Annotated in this window: 14 protein-coding genes; 7 read left to right on the forward strand and 7 right to left on the reverse strand. The window is 53.3% G+C overall.

Going from position 1 to position 15,547, the window contains the following annotated elements:
• The first annotated feature begins 6 nt into the window (after nt 1-6).
• From LA756_RS22930 to LA756_RS22950, 5 genes are all read left to right on the forward strand, one after another.
• Nucleotides 7-747, forward strand: coding sequence for a hypothetical protein (locus LA756_RS22930; protein ID WP_224437056.1), 741 nt, complete (start codon nt 7-9; stop codon nt 745-747).
• 130 nt (nt 748-877) lie between these two features.
• Nucleotides 878-2,911: an FAD-dependent oxidoreductase gene (locus tag LA756_RS22935; protein WP_224437057.1), complete on the forward strand. Its 2,034-nt coding sequence runs from the start codon at nt 878-880 to the stop codon at nt 2,909-2,911.
• Between the two features lie 223 nt (nt 2,912-3,134).
• The gene (locus tag LA756_RS22940; protein ID WP_224437058.1) at nt 3,135-4,727 is read left to right on the forward strand and encodes a POTRA domain-containing protein; all 1,593 of its coding nucleotides are present in this window, start codon (nt 3,135-3,137) and stop codon (nt 4,725-4,727) included.
• Between the two features lie 58 nt (nt 4,728-4,785).
• Nucleotides 4,786-6,405 carry an outer membrane protein assembly factor gene (locus LA756_RS22945; RefSeq protein ID WP_224437059.1) on the forward strand — a complete coding sequence of 540 codons (1,620 nt, stop codon included), beginning with the start codon at nt 4,786-4,788 and terminating at the stop codon, nt 6,403-6,405.
• A gap of 166 nt (nt 6,406-6,571) precedes the next feature.
• A complete protein-coding gene (locus LA756_RS22950; RefSeq protein WP_224437060.1) occupies nt 6,572-7,186 on the forward strand; it encodes a hypothetical protein in 615 nt (204 codons plus the stop codon).
• A 55-nt stretch (nt 7,187-7,241) separates the two neighbouring features.
• Here the strand turns inward: LA756_RS22950 and LA756_RS22955 are convergent, their stop codons facing one another.
• The 5 genes from LA756_RS22955 to LA756_RS22975 form a co-directional block, all read right to left on the reverse strand.
• On the reverse strand, nt 7,242-7,481 hold the full coding sequence (locus LA756_RS22955; protein ID WP_224437061.1) for a hypothetical protein: 240 nt from the start codon (nt 7,479-7,481) through the stop codon (nt 7,242-7,244).
• Nucleotides 7,482-7,561: 80 nt separating this feature from the next.
• Nucleotides 7,562-8,425, reverse strand: a complete 864-nt coding sequence (locus LA756_RS22960; RefSeq protein ID WP_224437062.1) for a methylene-tetrahydromethanopterin dehydrogenase N-terminal domain-containing protein — start codon at nt 8,423-8,425, stop codon at nt 7,562-7,564.
• A 31-nt stretch (nt 8,426-8,456) separates the two neighbouring features.
• Complete coding sequence (locus LA756_RS22965) at nt 8,457-9,065, reverse strand: HXXEE domain-containing protein (protein ID WP_224437063.1); 609 nt, start codon at nt 9,063-9,065, stop codon at nt 8,457-8,459.
• Nucleotides 9,066-9,360: 295 nt separating this feature from the next.
• Nucleotides 9,361-9,858: a formaldehyde-activating enzyme gene (fae, locus tag LA756_RS22970; protein WP_224437064.1), complete on the reverse strand. Its 498-nt coding sequence runs from the start codon at nt 9,856-9,858 to the stop codon at nt 9,361-9,363.
• Nucleotides 9,859-10,247: 389 nt separating this feature from the next.
• Nucleotides 10,248-11,978: a pilus assembly protein TadG-related protein gene (locus LA756_RS22975; RefSeq protein WP_224437065.1), complete on the reverse strand. Its 1,731-nt coding sequence runs from the start codon at nt 11,976-11,978 to the stop codon at nt 10,248-10,250.
• Between the two features lie 308 nt (nt 11,979-12,286).
• On the opposite strand from LA756_RS22975, the gene LA756_RS22980 reads away from it, so the two are divergent.
• On the forward strand, nt 12,287-13,408 hold the full coding sequence (locus tag LA756_RS22980) for an ATP-grasp domain-containing protein (protein ID WP_224437066.1): 1,122 nt from the start codon (nt 12,287-12,289) through the stop codon (nt 13,406-13,408).
• Here the strand turns inward: LA756_RS22980 and LA756_RS22985 are convergent.
• Complete coding sequence (locus tag LA756_RS22985; RefSeq protein WP_261362055.1) at nt 13,393-13,953, reverse strand: lysophospholipid acyltransferase family protein; 561 nt, start codon at nt 13,951-13,953, stop codon at nt 13,393-13,395. The two genes, LA756_RS22980 and LA756_RS22985, sit on opposite strands and share 16 nt — an antisense overlap.
• A gap of 223 nt (nt 13,954-14,176) precedes the next feature.
• Between LA756_RS22985 and LA756_RS22990 the strand changes: the two genes are divergently transcribed.
• On the forward strand, nt 14,177-14,659 hold the full coding sequence (locus LA756_RS22990; protein ID WP_224437067.1) for a YfcE family phosphodiesterase: 483 nt from the start codon (nt 14,177-14,179) through the stop codon (nt 14,657-14,659).
• A 358-nt stretch (nt 14,660-15,017) separates the two neighbouring features.
• Here LA756_RS22990 and rimI read toward each other — a convergent pair whose 3' ends face one another.
• Complete coding sequence (rimI, locus tag LA756_RS22995; RefSeq protein WP_224437068.1) at nt 15,018-15,533, reverse strand: ribosomal protein S18-alanine N-acetyltransferase; 516 nt, start codon at nt 15,531-15,533, stop codon at nt 15,018-15,020.
• Nucleotides 15,534-15,547: the final 14 nt, after the last annotated feature.

Here is a 15,547-nt window from a genome sequence, read left to right on the forward strand (position 1 = left end):
AATCGCTTGTCCGATACGCCTGAATGTCCTCCGGTTGTTCCTAAGCTTTCGCTAAAACTGCTGATGCTTTGGGTGTTGCTACTTGCGGTGGTAACTACGTTTTGGGTTTCCCTTTTGAATCTGTTTGGGAAAGACTTGGCGTCTCAGCTGGACTGGCATTCATTGCGGTTTTATGGGGGCAAAGCATTTACTTTAGGAACCGCAGCTACCGCAATATTATTGCTGGCGGTCTGGCGAAGTCGCCAAGTTCCATTTGTGTGGCAGCCTGGGCATCTGCTTTTGTTATTTCTATGCATCTATGAATTAAGTGCGGTGGTGGCAACGGCAGTGGATGCCGCGACTTATGATCCAACGCGCGTCTATGACCCGTTTCGACAATCGATTTACGAATCACAGGCCCTCGTCCAAAGTGTAGCGGCAGCCATGTTGTTTCTCGTTGGCGTTTGTAGGTCTCATTTCGGTATTGTATGGCGAGTTATTTTGGGAACCATGTTGTTCTCAAGCCTGCTGGTTATCGTCTTGCTCAATCCGCTTCAATGGCCGATGGGCAGAATCGTATCGTACGACCTTTTAGAAACGATCAACCTGGTGGCTAGAGTCTTCATTTTCTCAGCCGTACTAATTACCGCCGTAGTCGAAGGTGCGCTCCGCAAGCGAAGGGATTGGGTGCACTGGGTTGGTGTTGGTTTGCTTTTGATACATTACTCGCCCTCTTTGATTTATCTCGTTGATTTAACCATGCAGTAGAGTGTCTTGGCAGCTGTTTGGAATGGTGGTTTGAAATGGATTACAATGGCGTTCATTAAACCTCTCCCCATCACTCCAGCCCCACCTGCCTGATATGAAATCTTTGACGCTCTCGATGTGTCTTTGCTTCGTGTTCACGACTGCTTGGCTAAATGCTTCCGTCCTTCACGCGGAAGATCAGCAAGTCGACGTAATCGTTTACGGTGCCACGCCAGGAGGCGTCTGCGCTGCTATTGCTGCTGCTCGCGAGGGGGCATCGGTGATACTCATCGAACCGACATCGCATGTCGGAGGAGTGAATACAGGCGGCTTGAGTTTTAGCGATTCGAATCAAACGGTCCGCTCGACGGTGATGGGTTTGTTTGATGAATGGCATCGTCGCGTTGAAGAAGATTACAAGTCCCGAGGCGTGAAGCTTCCCTACGATGTGAGTGTGAAGGACAACGCGAAGTGGACGTACGAACCGCATGTTGCCATGCGGGTCACGATGGACATGCTGAAAGAAGCCAAGGTCGAAGTCCTTCCGGAGCACGTGCTGCAGTTGGTGAAGAAGGATGGCGCAACCATCACTGAGTTGGTCACCGATCAGGGGAACTTCCAGGCGAAGACGTTCATCGATGCGACTTACGAAGGAGACCTTCTGGCCGCGGCGAATGTTAGTTGGACGATTGGCCGTGAAGGAAAAGCGGAGTTTGGCGAGTCGCTTGCCGGAAAGCGATATCCGAAAGGGCGAATGAAGATCGATGGATTCGATAAAGATGGCAAGTTGCTGCCTTTGCTGACGACCAATTCTCCTGGCAACGAGGCCGACGGGGACGACTTGGTAATGGTCTACAGTTTTCGACTTTGTCTGACAGCAGACCCTGAAAACAAGGTCCCTATGCCGAAGCCGAAGCGTTATGATCCGGCTCGATTTGAAGCGGTTCGTCGTTATATCGCATCCGGAGGACGTAGCTTCGGGATTGATCTGTATCCCCTGCCTGGAAACAAGTTTGACGGCAACAATTCGATTGGTGGGCAATTCTCGCTAGGACTTGTCGGGGCGTGCAATGGTTGGAGTGAGGCGGATCAGGCTGGACGAGACGAGATCTTCGATCAGCACAAACAGTACACGCTGGAGTTCTATCACTTCTTGACAAACGATCCGGCTGTGCCGCAAGAGATACGCGCCAAGTATGCTCGGCTTGGACTTTGCAAAGATGAGTTCGCCGATAACGAACATTGGCCACCGCAGCTCTATGTTCGAGAAGGTCGCCGCATGCAGGGAATGTATGTCGTCAGCCAATCGGACATCTTGGAAGCTCCTGAAAAGGATGACCCGATTGCGGTCTCGTCGTTTCCTATCGACTCACACGATTGTCAGCGAGTCGCCTTTGAGAATGGCACCGTTGCCGATGAGGGAACGATTTTTCCAGTTCGCATGCCTGATCGACGTCACGGCTATGCGTACCACATTCCTTATCGATCTATCGTCCCCCAACCTAATGAATGCGATAACCTGATAGTGCCTGTGGCGATGTCATGTACGCATGTCGGCATCTCTTCGATTCGTGTCGAACCGACATGGATGATCATCGGACAAAGTGCTGGCATTGCTGCCGCTTTGGCTGCGAAACATGACGTTGGAGTTCAGGAATTGCCATATCCTCAATTGCGGGAACGGTTACTTGCTCAAGGGCAGGTTCTCGATCTTCCCGCGCTGGCAGATCTTCCCGCAAAGCCGAAGGCATCGTCGATCGCCTCGAAAAGCCTTCCTGGTATCGTCCTGGATGACTCAGCTGCCAAGCTTGAAGGGGAGTGGGCTCGTTCCTCAAACTTCAAGCCAAGTGTTGATGGTAGCTATCGCCATGACGATGCCAAAGGGGATCGGACTGCGACGGCTCGTTTTGAATTCAAAGTTCCAAAGAGCGGCATGTACGAAGTGAAGATGGCTTATTCGGCCCATCCGACGCGAGCTAAAAACGTTCCGGTCGTTTTTGAAAATGGGGCGAAGGTAACAGCTATCCTTGTCGATCAGACGAAGCCGCTGCCCAATGGTGAGGGGTTCCGCACAATCGGCGAGGTTCAGCTGTCGGCAGAAGATGTCGTTCAGGTCGTTATTCGAAATCAAGATACCGATGGGTTCGTGATTTTAGATGCTCTTCAGCTTCTGCCGGTGAAATAGATGGAAGTGACGCTGCCAGCAGCATCGCTAGCATCCTATTTTACCTGAACCATAAACTTTTCCGATGCGTATCCCAGCTCAGCGTAACTCCTAGGCGATATTCGTCTTGCCAGGAGTGAGGCGTTCCAGTATTTCTCCACATTGCGACCCAAAGCCTTGCGCTTTTAGGGGGCATTGGTAGGCAAGGAAGCCAGCCAGATAAGTTGATAAAGGGATTTACCGCATGCAGTGGATACGCCACGGGCTAACGAGCGTCGTTGTTTTAACCGCGCTAGGATGTCTTGGCTCTGGACTTAACCAGGCCGCAGCACAGGACATCGTGCCACAACTGACCGCGCCATCACCGATTACACCATCGGTTCCGACTCAGCCGTTGATTACGGGGATTCGCCTGCAAGGGAATGCTCAGACGGAAGAAACACGGATTCGATCGATGATTAAATCGCGTGTGGGTCGAGAGTTTGACGCGGAGCAAATTCAGTCAGACGTTCGCCGTTTGGCAGCTTCCGGACTTTTTCGCGACGTCAAAATTCTGACCGATAAGTCTGCCGAAGGCATCTATGTCACGTTCCAGTTCGAGGAACGCCCACGCATTGGCTATATCAAGTTTCTCGGCAACGAATCGGTCCGCGACAAAACGCTTCTGAAAAAGTCGGAGATGCGACTCGAAGGAACGCTGAATAAGTACGTTATCGAAGAAGCCCGCATCAAGCTGGAAGACTATTACCACACTCGTGGACACGGAAAAGCGACGGTTCAGGTAGTTGAAGGCCTAGGCCCCGAAGACAAAGGGGTTGTCTTTATGATCCATGAAGGGCCACTGGCTCGAATCGGTAGTACTGCATTCGTGGGCAATTCGATCGCTTCCGACAGTCGATTGAAAACGCAAGTCAAAAGCAAGCCAGGCTGGTTCTATGTTCTTAAGGGCCAACTCGATAAATCGCAGCTGGAACAAGACGTCGACAGCCTGACCGCTTATTATCGAAGCCTTGGTTTCTTCAAAGCACAGATCAATCGCATCGTCGAGTACAGCGACAGTGGATTGTGGGCTTATGTCACTTTTGTGATTGACGAAGGGCCTCGCTATGAAGTTCGCAACATCTCGTTTGTGGGGCATACTCGCTTCGAGACCGAACAGCTGACTAGCCAAGTCAAAATGGAACGAGGCGAGTACTTCGATCAGAAGAAGATGAATGCGGATATCCGCGCGATTTCTGACTTGTACGGCTCGCAAGGATATATCCACGCAGACGTTCAAGCCGAGCCTCGCTTCCTGGAAACACCAGGGACGCTTGACTTGGTGTATGACATTCGCGAAGGAGATCAGTACCGCGTTGGAAATATCAACATCGAAATCAGCGGTGACTTCCCGCACACGAAGCACGCGGTGATTCTTAACCGCATGTCGCTTCAGCCAGGCGATATCATCGACATCACAAAGATCCGTGACGACGAACGCCGTATCAAAGCCTCGCAGCTTTTTGTCAACGAGCCGCACCGTGGCGTAACCCCTTCGATTACCGTGGCTCCTCCCGAGCTTAGCGAAGTCGAGACGCAAGTTGCTCAGCAGCGCGGTGGTGGAACGTATCGCGGTCAAAGTCCCAATACAAACTACGCGAATCAAGTCCATTCACAGAATGGGTATCCTGTGCAGCAAAGTAACTATCAACAAGCTCCATCGCACACGTCGCCGCCACAGCAAGCGGTGCCACAGATGAGCCGTTATTCGCAGCCTGTATATCGTGAAGCCGCAGTGCCGACGCACCCGCAGCACTATCCAAACTCCGTTTATTCATCATCCGTGCCGAACAACTAAGAAGCCTGGTTCAGCTCGATTTCCCCCCCGAGCGCCAACGCTGAATGAGGACCCCTAGGTGGACAGAAGCGGAAAACTGCTGAAGATAACCATCGCTCTGAGTTTCATGGCTTGCACTACCGCAGCATGGAATTCGGTTTCGGCTCAGAACTGGGTCGACAACCGTGGGCAACAGGCCGCACCGAACTGGAACGTTCAGGGGCGAGACAGCCAAGGTTATCCTGGAAGCGCACAGAACTGGGATTCGTACGATCGCGCGGCCTATGAAGCGTCGCCTGGCAATCCGAATCAGTACCGAAACGGAATGCCTGCCTCAGGATCACCCATTGGCACCTACGAACCGTACCAACAGCAACAAGCGGTTCAGCCGGTTCAGTACCAGCAGGGATATCCTTCACCGTCCAATCCCGAAACGGGAATGTACAACACCGATCCTTCAGGCTACCCGTACGGAGCTCCTCCCGTACCAGCCCCTGTGACTGGACCTCCCGGAACGTACGGCTATCCTCAGAACAATGGTCGACCGCTAGGTGGTGCTCGTATTTATGATCCGCCGTTAGGACCAGATGCGATCATCTCTCCAAACCCTTATTACGACCCAGGCCGAACTGCTGACCTGACTATTCGTGCGGAAGAAGCTCAGACGGGGCGATTCCAATTCGGTGTCGGTATCAACTCCGACGCCGGTGTGACCGGTTCGATCGTTATCGACGAACGTAACTTCGACTGGAAACGTTACCCGACCAGCGTCGACGACGTTTGGAACGGCCGAGCATGGCGTGGAGCAGGGCAGGGTTTCCGTATCGAAGCAATGCCGGGTAGCCAAGTGCAGCGTTACATGGTCAGCTTCAGCGAGCCCTATCTGTTCAATACACGTGTCAGTTTGAACTTGAGTGGTTACTTCTTCAATCGAATCTATCGCGACTGGGACGAACAGCGTGTCGGTGGACGTGTTGGCTTGGGCTATCGCTTGACGCCTGACCTTTCCACATCGGTCAGCCTTCGAATGGAAGATGTCGAGATCAGTGATCCTCGCGTGCCTGGCGTGCCGGAACTTGACGCCGTGCTGGGACACCAAGACTTGTACACCGGTAGCTGGAGCATTTCGCACGATACACGCGACTTGGCATTCGCTCCGACCGAAGGTCACCTATTTGAGATCAACTTGGAACAAGCTTTCGGCGAGTACAACTATTCGCGAGCCGAAGTTGACTTCCGTCAGTACTTCCTGCTAGGCGAGCGTCCGGATGGTTCAGGCCGTCACACGTTGGGCTTCTCGACACGCGCAGGCTTCTCAGGTTCCGATACGCCAATCTTTGAGAACTTCTACGCTGGTGGTTTCTCGACGCTGCGTGGTTTCGACTTCCGTCGTGTTGGTCCGAAGTCGGGCGACGTGTTCATTGGTGGTCCGTTTCGTCTGTTAGGCTCCGTGGAATACACGTTCCCGATCACTGCCGACGACATGGTCAAGGGTGTGCTCTTCACCGACGTTGGTGCAGTCGAAGAGTCGACGAAGATTGTGTGGGATGATTTCGACGTCGCACCTGGTTTCGGTTTGCGAATCTCGGTGCCTGCGTTGGGACAAGCTCCGATTGCATTGGACTTTGCCTTCCCAATCAACCACGCCGACACCGACCAGACTCAGGTATTCAGCTTCTTCGTCGGTGCTGCTCGTTAAACAATGTTCCGGCGGCATCCACCGGTTGCAATGTCGTCAAGAACCAGGACTCAGCAAAATCGGCTTAACTCTCATAATCCGCAATGTCGATAGTCTCTCGGGGCGAGGTAGATTGGATAGAGGGCTTCTTTTCAGCTAGGAGCAACTCGGTCCCCTGGAGAAAAGAATGCAGCGAAGAGAGTTTCTGAAGCACCTGAGTGTCCCGATCTATTTTGGGCCTGTTGCTTGTGCTTTGAGTGGTTGCGGTACGCTATTACATACCGACCGCGTCCATCGTCCACATTCCCATCAAATCGACTGGAAAGTCGCTGCCCTGAACGGTTTGGGAATGTTGTTTTTCTTTGTCCCCGGCGTCGTGGCGTTTGCGGTCGACTTCTATACGGGGGCGATCTATTTGCCGTACGACGAGTGCTATCTGCCTCCGACTCAGAGCGAACCAGTGCCAAGTGCCCCGGCGGTTCCTGTGGAGAGCGTTCCATCGCCGCCAGCTATGGGGCCCTCGCTAACTCCTGCCGGACCAATGCACCAGACCTCGCACGCTTCACCCGGATTGCCAGGCCTGCGACAAGTTCACGTGCCGCGCGAAAGACTTAACGCGCAAACGCTGGAACAAGTGGTCTCAGCCCAAGTGGGGCAGCAAGTATCGTTTGAGCAGCAACCAGTCCGAATTAGTGAGCTTGCTCAGATCGACTCTTTCGACATGCAAAGAGAACGGCACGAGTCTGATCATCAGTTTGGTTTCAGTATTGGAAACCTGCTGGATCGACTACGAAATGCTTAGTGGTGGGATTGCTCACACTTAGTTGTTTGATGGCGAACCATCCACTCGGCGATGCCTACCGGAACGTCCAGTCGACGTAGGTGTTTTGATAGCCGTGATGATACCCGGCGGTTCGATACGGTTGGCTGACTCCAAACCAACCGTAGGAGTACCGCGTTTTAGGACGCGGCGTGAGAATCGGCGACGCGGTCGATTCGGGGGCGATGATCCAATATTGGGCGGGACCGGCAGCCTCAGCCATCGACGTGACAGATAGACCTGCGAATAGCGTCAGTGCCAGCATCCAATTTCGCATTCGTTTCTCCCCCGAGCGTGAATCTAATGAATCGACTCTGTTTATGTCGACCGTTCTGGGGTGATAGCACGCAGGGAAAATCAGCCTTCCAGTTCCATTCCCAACGCGAAAATTTCTTCAGCGTTCAAAACCAGGTCGTTTCGACTAAACAAGCGTTCGATCGCGGCCTGATGGATTTTCATCTTTGTGCCACCGACTCCAATAGCCCCATAGCAGATTTGTTCTCCCTGCTCTTCCGCTTTGTCTTGCGAACCGATTCCTTCGATGCCGACGGGAGGAACGGCATTCAAGTCAATTGCGACTTGAAGGTCCTTAGCTTGATCTCGTGTCGCCTGGGATAAAAGTGTGACGCCAGCGGCCCCGGCAGCGATGACTAATTGAACCCCGTTCAGAGCGGCAGATGTCGAAGCATCGTCACTGGTGGCAATCGGTTCTGGTGTCCCGATCTCGACATCGTCGGCAATTTGTTGGCAAACGGCTTGTGCTTTTTCGAGCGAGCGAGAAGCCAATCGGACATTGGCACCGGCTCGAATTAACAGTCGTGCAGCACGTTGTCCGACTGGACCAGTCCCGCCAAGAACGAGAGCCTGGGTGTTTTCAAGGTCCAAGTGACGAGCCCCGCAGATCACAGCTGCGGCGGCTGTCGTGTTGGCACCGTTGGCGTCCATCATCACCGAGACACGCATCGGACCGAAGAAGCTTTTGGTGACCGCTTTGAGAAGTTCTTCCGCTTTATCGACATTGGACCCACCAACATAAATGGCGGAATGGTTTAGTTTGTGCGATGCGCGAGTGAAAATTAAGCCATGTACCAGACCTGCGACTTGCTCAGGCAATACCTCTCCATGTCGAAACATCACATCGGCTCCAGAATCGACGGCGACGACAGAATCAAACGTACTCGGCTGCGTATCGGTATCGAGTTGAAGCAGGATGTTCTTCATGGGGAGGTTCTTTCTTATGAACGAGAAGAGTCTACGCGTGAACGGTCTGCGTATCATGCACGACCGTCTCTTGTCGTGATAGTCGCGCGAGGCGTCGTGCCACGTGAACGATAATAGCAATGTGAACGCCCACAGCAACAAGCAATCCCGCCGCGTGCGCTTGCCAACCAGCATTGGCCCCTGCAATGGCGATGCACCACGTTCCCATGGGAAGGAAAAGGATTGCCGCGGTGATGACACCTGGGTTGTATTCTCGACGACGAATCGTGGTGGCCAAGTGAGGAATTGCGTTAACGACCGCCAGATAGCCAGCCATTAATCCTGCCCAGGGAGCAATCGCCATTGCCAAGTAGATCGCGAGCAAGTCGACGCCCCAAACGCCAAGTGAGTTGATCCAAAAAGTTGCCGAAGGTGTCAACGCTTCTCGGCCGCCACCAATGGTGCGATTGATGTAGAGCCGAAACCGATCGCCGGAATGCTCTTCCCATTGGTGAATCATGTAAATCGGAAGTTGGACGAATACGAGTGCCAACGCGAGACCTACTGACCAGTAGACCAGCGGAAGGATGGCCATAAGGAACAGTGCGGTAAACAAAGCCGCCGCTGGCCAGTGCCATTGACGAACAAGCCAATTCCACATTGTATGAACTCTTTCGGAGAAACGCGATCTCGTTTGAGACTGTCGCAGGTGGTGAATGCAGGCCGAAATAACCTCGGCTGCAATGCGCCAGGAAATCCGGAGTTGATACGCCACCATACCTCACCTAAAAGAGCGGGGCTGAAAAAATCGGTACGAGTCGATTCAACCGTTACAACTGGTACGCGTTACAAGTCAAACGACTATCGCCTCATCCTTTCGGCAGTTCATAAAAAATCCCGCGAGGCCACACGACCACGCGGGATTTGATTTAGCTAAGACGGAAGCGAAACCGCTCTTAGAACCCGCGGAACGGGTGAGCCGCTTGTTCTTTGCCAGCGACCACTTCGTCGGCGGTTGGCTTGCCAGCCATGGCATTCTTGATCGACTGCAGAGTCGCTTCGTAGTTGTAGTCGTAAATCTTCTTGTCGTCTTGGGCTTCCCAGTGGATGAAGACACCACAGACGATGACCAGATCTTCGCACTGATCCTTAGGAATCACGCCTTGTTCCACGGCATCGGCAACCGCTTTGGCAACTGCTGCTTGTGCTGGACCGAACATCTGAACGGCCTGCTTCGAGTTCTTGATGGTGACTTTGGTGATAGTCACTGTGGCAGGCTTAACGGCCAGGTTCGGGGTCAGAACGGCCAGCAGATTGGAGTGACCGGCAGTTTGGTTAACCAACGCCGAAGCAAACGCGTGGCCGACAGGGCCATCCTTCGAACCGATCATCAAATCGATATGCGCGACTTCGTTGCCATCCCCAGCGAGGGCTTCTCCGATATACATCGACATCCGGGATTCTCCGTACGTGAACTAAGAAGATTCGGGGTGATGCCCACGACGACTTTGAAAAGCAAACGTCGGTCCGCAGGCCTTTTCGGTTCGTTCAATGTAACGGCGCAAATGTCGGGTAGAAAGCCCCCGAAAGCTGAAGCTTTCAAACACTTTGAGCCAATTACCAGCCAAGACGATAGCAGACTTTGCCCGAATTGCAAGTAGTCGGAGTGGCCTAGGTTTAGGCTACGACAGTCATAGAGATTGCCATGTCGGCAATGGCTCGAGCAATTCAAGCCAGGACATGAAATACCGCAGAATGAAGCTTCGAAAGGAGAAGAGGCCGTCGCGCGGGCAGCGGTGCACGACGGCCTCTGGCGGGAAGAGTCGGTTTCCCTAGACTGCGACTATTGCACAAGTCGCAGTGGGCGGTATCCTGCAATTTGCTGGAAGACTTCGGTCAGTTCTTCCGCATATTCTTCACCAGTTTTCCCCCCGGGGATGTTGAAGTGAGAACCCTTCGTGATGTCAGCGACTTGCTGCATCAGGTTTGTGTCTGCTCCGGCACCCATGCTGATCGTGACAATCACGTAGCCTTTTTCAGCGGCAAGGTGAGCCTCGTTGATGACCGCATCTCGAGCTGCTGAATTGTTGACGCCACCGTTGGTCCAGTTGGCGACACCGTCCGTCATCAGGACGATCATCTTGAAAGCACCTGGTCGAGCTCGGGCATCAAGTTCTTCACGAGCCACTCGCATACCACCACCGATGTTGGTGTAGTTGTGGTAATGGCCAGCTTGTCGTTGGTTCGCTTGAGCGACGATGAATCCAAAGTCGTCTGAAAGCGTCGACTCGAGAATGCCTTCACCGCCGGGGCCGTTGTACATCGAAAGCCCCATTTGATCGTCCGAGTCGGCATCTTGGATGAAGTTGACGAACATCGTCACCGAAGACTTCAACGCGGTGATTGGCTGGGCACTTGCCTTCCACATGTCTGACGATTGGTTGTTAAGCGATCGTTGTTCCAGCCAGTAGACGATCAGGTTCTGATAGCCAAACTTGTAGCGGAAGCCTGCGTTTCTGTTTTGGCCACTGCTGGATGTGCAGTAGTTGATGTAACTGTCCCAGTTACCACTGTAAGGGTAGCTGACGTTGTCCAGGCCCAACGCTGTGATAAACGTATCTCGACGGGTAAAGTCGAAGTAATGGACTTGGTCGGAGCCATCACTTTGCTTCCCACTGTAAGCCCAAACTTCGCGAACCTGACCTCCTGGCGAAAACGTACCGGTCGTTCCACTTGGATAGTAATTAATGATGTCACCGTTACCGCGGCGAACGCGAACTCGCTCGAATGACTTCGTGGAAGAAACAACCACTTTGTCGTATTGGTATTCTGCGGTGACTTGGGCCTGGGCATCTGTCTGCGGAGCAGGGCCTTTGGCGGTCGCCCATTGTGGCTCGAATTCGAGGTTACCATAAACCGGCGATCCCAGCTCTTCGTACATCTGGAACTGGTTGGCGGTGACGTGATCGACCCCTAAGGTATTGAAGGCTTTGAACTCGCTGTCGTCGTTCATCGAGCCCGACAAATCAAGCACCATCATGATGTCACGCGGTTGATATGCGGCGGCGCTTTGTGCTTGAACACTGAACGTATCTCTGCCGAGCAAATGGCCGAAGAAGAACGGCATGTTGTCGTACCGCATGCTCACTTTGACGGTGGATGCAGGACGTTCTGAAGGGACGATTTCTTTGGTGGTGTCGTCCCATTCGCCATAATCAATTTCCAGTCCCTGCGAGTAATTCGTCAGGAAGTGGTCGACACTATCGGCGACCGGCTGGTTATCATATTCTTTCCACTGCGTGCCGACTGGATTACGAACCAGGTATTCGTGAACTGCTTCGGTAGCTGCGTCTTCGCCATTGATCAGCGAGCCAGCCCCGGCCAACGTCGCGGCATCGACGCTACGCTGCAGTTGCGACTGCATAGTGTACATGTAACCGACATCGATGCTGAACGCGAGCATCGCCATCATCACAATCATCAGCACTGCGGAAAGCACGACAATGATGCCGCGTTTGCGATGCGAGCCTACGTAAGACATTTCCTCGTCGGGGGAAATTGTACGGCGAAACATAAACTCTCTCCTGGGGGATTTGAAAGAAGCTAGTTCTGAGTCAGTGCGAGCCGATGGATGGTCGTGCTGGCTTGCTCGCGTTGACGCAAATATTCAAAAGGTCCGAAACGAAATTTAGGGAGTTCGCTTCCTGCTGTTCCGATGTTGCGTTTCGGCAACAATTGAGGGAGCAGCTTTCTGCGGTGAACCTCTCTGAAGGAGAGAGATGACGAGTGTCCTTGCTAATTGAAAAAGTAGGTTACAACCTCACCCGAGGTCGGGAAATTCTTTCAGATTGCGCGGAATGTGGAACGTAGTTCGGCGACGACATGGTTAAGCGAATCGGAATCTTAGGAGCAAGCTGCCGAGCGGCTGCTCAGTCTTGTGCCAAAGCAGGCTTAGAAGTCGAAGTGGTCGACTTGTTCACCGACTTTGATACGCGGCAAGTTGCCGATGTGCGTGTCCTGAAAAATCTTCCGTGGACTGCACCAAAGTGGCTGAGCGAATCCAGCGTCGATGCGTGGTGTTACGCAGGCGGTCCGGAGAACTACCGTGGCGTTGTCCGGAAGATGTCGAAGATTCGTCCACTGCTTGGAAACTCGGCCGATACGCTTTGGAAAGTTCGCAATCCATTTTGGCTCGCTGACTTGGCCGAGCGGCATCAATTCGCGTTTCCTGAAACGCATCGCGTACACGACCCCAACTACGATCCCGTCAACCCTCGGCGAAGCGAGAAGTGGTTGCTCAAGCCGTTCAAATCTGGCGGAGGCCTGCGGATTGAAACGCTACGGTCACTTCCTGAACTGCCGCGTCGGTTTTACTTGCAGCGAAAACTTTCAGGCAGACCGATGTCGGCAGCCATTCTTTCCACGAAGGCTGGCTGGCAAATCCTGGGACGGTGTCGTCTGGACGTGGGACGTACGTATGGAGTGCCAGGACCGTTCGTGTTTGCAGGAGCCACATTGGTAAGCCATGTCGGTACGTCTGAAATTCGGAAGATGGTCGACGCCATCCATCACGAAGCCAATATGATTGGGCTGTGGGGGATCGACTATATCGAGTCCGATCAGGCAACGCTGTTGGAAGTGAATCCGCGCTGGACAGCATCGATGGCGTTGTTCGATCGCCAACGTGACGATCCATTGATGCGTTATCATGTCGCCGCGTGCGTGGGGGAAACAGTCGAGCGTTTGCCGCGTGGAAGATCAGGTTCCAGCGGTTCACGAATCGTCTACGCAAACCGGCGACTTACGTTCACCACGGCGTTACTTGAAAAGGTGCTCGCCGTATATTCCGATCAGGTTGCGGATATTCCAATGCCAGACACGGTCATCGAAAAAGGGCATCCGATCTGCACGCTCTATGTCGATGGAATTGATGCGGCAGACGTGGAGTCGACGATTTTGAACGAAGCCTCCAGACTGCGATGCCTGCTTTACGAAGATTCCTGATTCGGCTCGTTAGGGTTCGGCTTCCAGTTGCGACCCGCGAGTTGCGGTTGGTAGTCGACGTGTCCAGCAAGTCGGGCAATTTCTTGGGTCGCGGCGGCAATCATTTCTTTGTCTGAGTCAAAGTCTGCGGGGTATAAAAGTTCGCCGACAGTGATGACTACGTTCGCTGGCATGAAGAACGGGCTGATCACGCTTTTGCCGAATGGAGCCCCATCGATATAGACCGGCAAGATCGGCACATTAGCCCTGCGTGCTAGTAACGCCGCCCCCGGTCGGACCGGCAACATGAACTCGTCCGTAGTGTTGATTCGACCTTCCGGAAGAACACCAACCCAGATGCCGTTGTTCAATAATCGGGCCGCTTCACGCACCGAGGCATTGTCGATTCCGCCACGTCGGGTGGGGATGGCGCCCGTCTCGCGAAGGAACCAGCCGAACAACCGGTTGCTAAAATACTCCCGGGCCACAAACCACCGCACGCGGCGTTTGGCTGCCAGGTGGATAAAGAACGGGTCGACGCTGCTGCGATGGTTGGCGACGATCACGGCTCCTTGATCGCGAGACAGCGGAAGGCCGCAGGGGGCCTTAGTTCGCCAAAGCAGTCTCAGTAAGATAAAAGCCGTGCGATCTAGAAGAAATTGGACTAAGGTGTATTCTGTTCGCTTGGGCAGCCAACAAAGCACCAAGAGAACCACCAGGAAGGTGGAGGCAATCGTTAAGAGTACAAGGAAGACGCTCAAGAGATGATCAGAATTGAGGGGACACAAAGTGCAAATCGGAATTGTCAGCGATACGCACGGCCATGGAACCTTCGCCCAAGCGGCCGCCTACATGCTGGAAGAATTCTCAGTAGAACAAGTTTTGCATTGTGGCGATATCGGGAGTACCGGAGTAGTCCAGGTTTTCTCGCAATGGCCGACGCATTACGTCTACGGAAACACCGACGATAGCCGCGAGGTTTTGCAGGAAGAGATCGATGCCGTCGGTGGGAAGTACTATGGGCAAGTTGCCGACATCGAGCTCGACGGTCGCCGTATCGGTATGACCCATGGAGACGACAAAGCCCTGCTTACGCGCATGATACGCTCGGAAGAATACGACCTGATCTGCTTTGGGCACACACACCAAGTCAGTGTGCGGCAAGTGGGGCATACGTGGGTGATCAATCCGGGGGCATTGTATCGTGCGGTCCGTCACACGGTCGCAATCGTCGATCTAAAGACGATGCATCATGAAGTGGTTCAAGTGTAGATCGGTTTTCAAAGAGCCTGTTCACCGATCTCTATTTTAAGAATTGGGTGTACGCGCTGCTTGGAATCTTTCCCAGGTTAGGCCCTCTGCCCTTAAATTCGCTCTTGTCAGACGCCGGTTTCACCCCAATATGGCGCACGCAGGACGTATGTTTGGTGCATAGGTCCCGAATATTTGTTGTACACTTGTACAATACTTTTTTATAATGGATGGAAAGCGAGCGAGTGCTGAAAATTAGGGGGCCGATTACAGCACTCTGTCGGTGGCCAAGCGGCGCAAAAAAATGCCTCGGCAACTTCGAGAAGCGACCGAGGCATTCTGAATCGTGTTTTGGGTTTTGCCGTATCGGCAGAGCCATCTAGCTGGCCAGCTTGGCAATTCGATTGACTGGGGTGTAACCGCCTGGCTCGAATTGCTTGTACTGCATCAAGTAGGCATCTTCGGTCGTGTCTTCGTAGAAATCACGTAGCAGCGAGATCGCTTTGAAATCGAGACTGCGGAAAAACTTCTGGGCTTCCAGGTTCGTCTCGCGAACTTCCAGCAAGATCTGACGGCGACGACGGTGGGTCAGCTTCGAGACCAACTTACCGATCATCTGACGGCCGACACCAAAGCGACGCATCGAAGGAGCGACGGCTAGGTTCAACAGGTGAAGTCGCGTGTTGAGGATCTCGTAGATCATGTAGCCGGCGATGCGATCTTCATGCTCGGCGACCATGCCGATGCAGTTTCGTTCGCGAAGGCATTTGACGAACTCTTCCTCGCTCCAGGCATACTCGAAGCTGAGGCTTTCAATATCGAGAACCTCTTGCATATCCCGTCGAATCATCCATCGGATATGAACAGGTAATGTTCGTTGACTGACTTGACTCATGCCGGACTCCTTCC

The sequence above is a fragment of the Bremerella sp. TYQ1 genome (genome assembly GCF_020150455.1).
GTDB lineage: Bacteria > Planctomycetota > Planctomycetia > Pirellulales > Pirellulaceae > Bremerella > Bremerella volcania_A.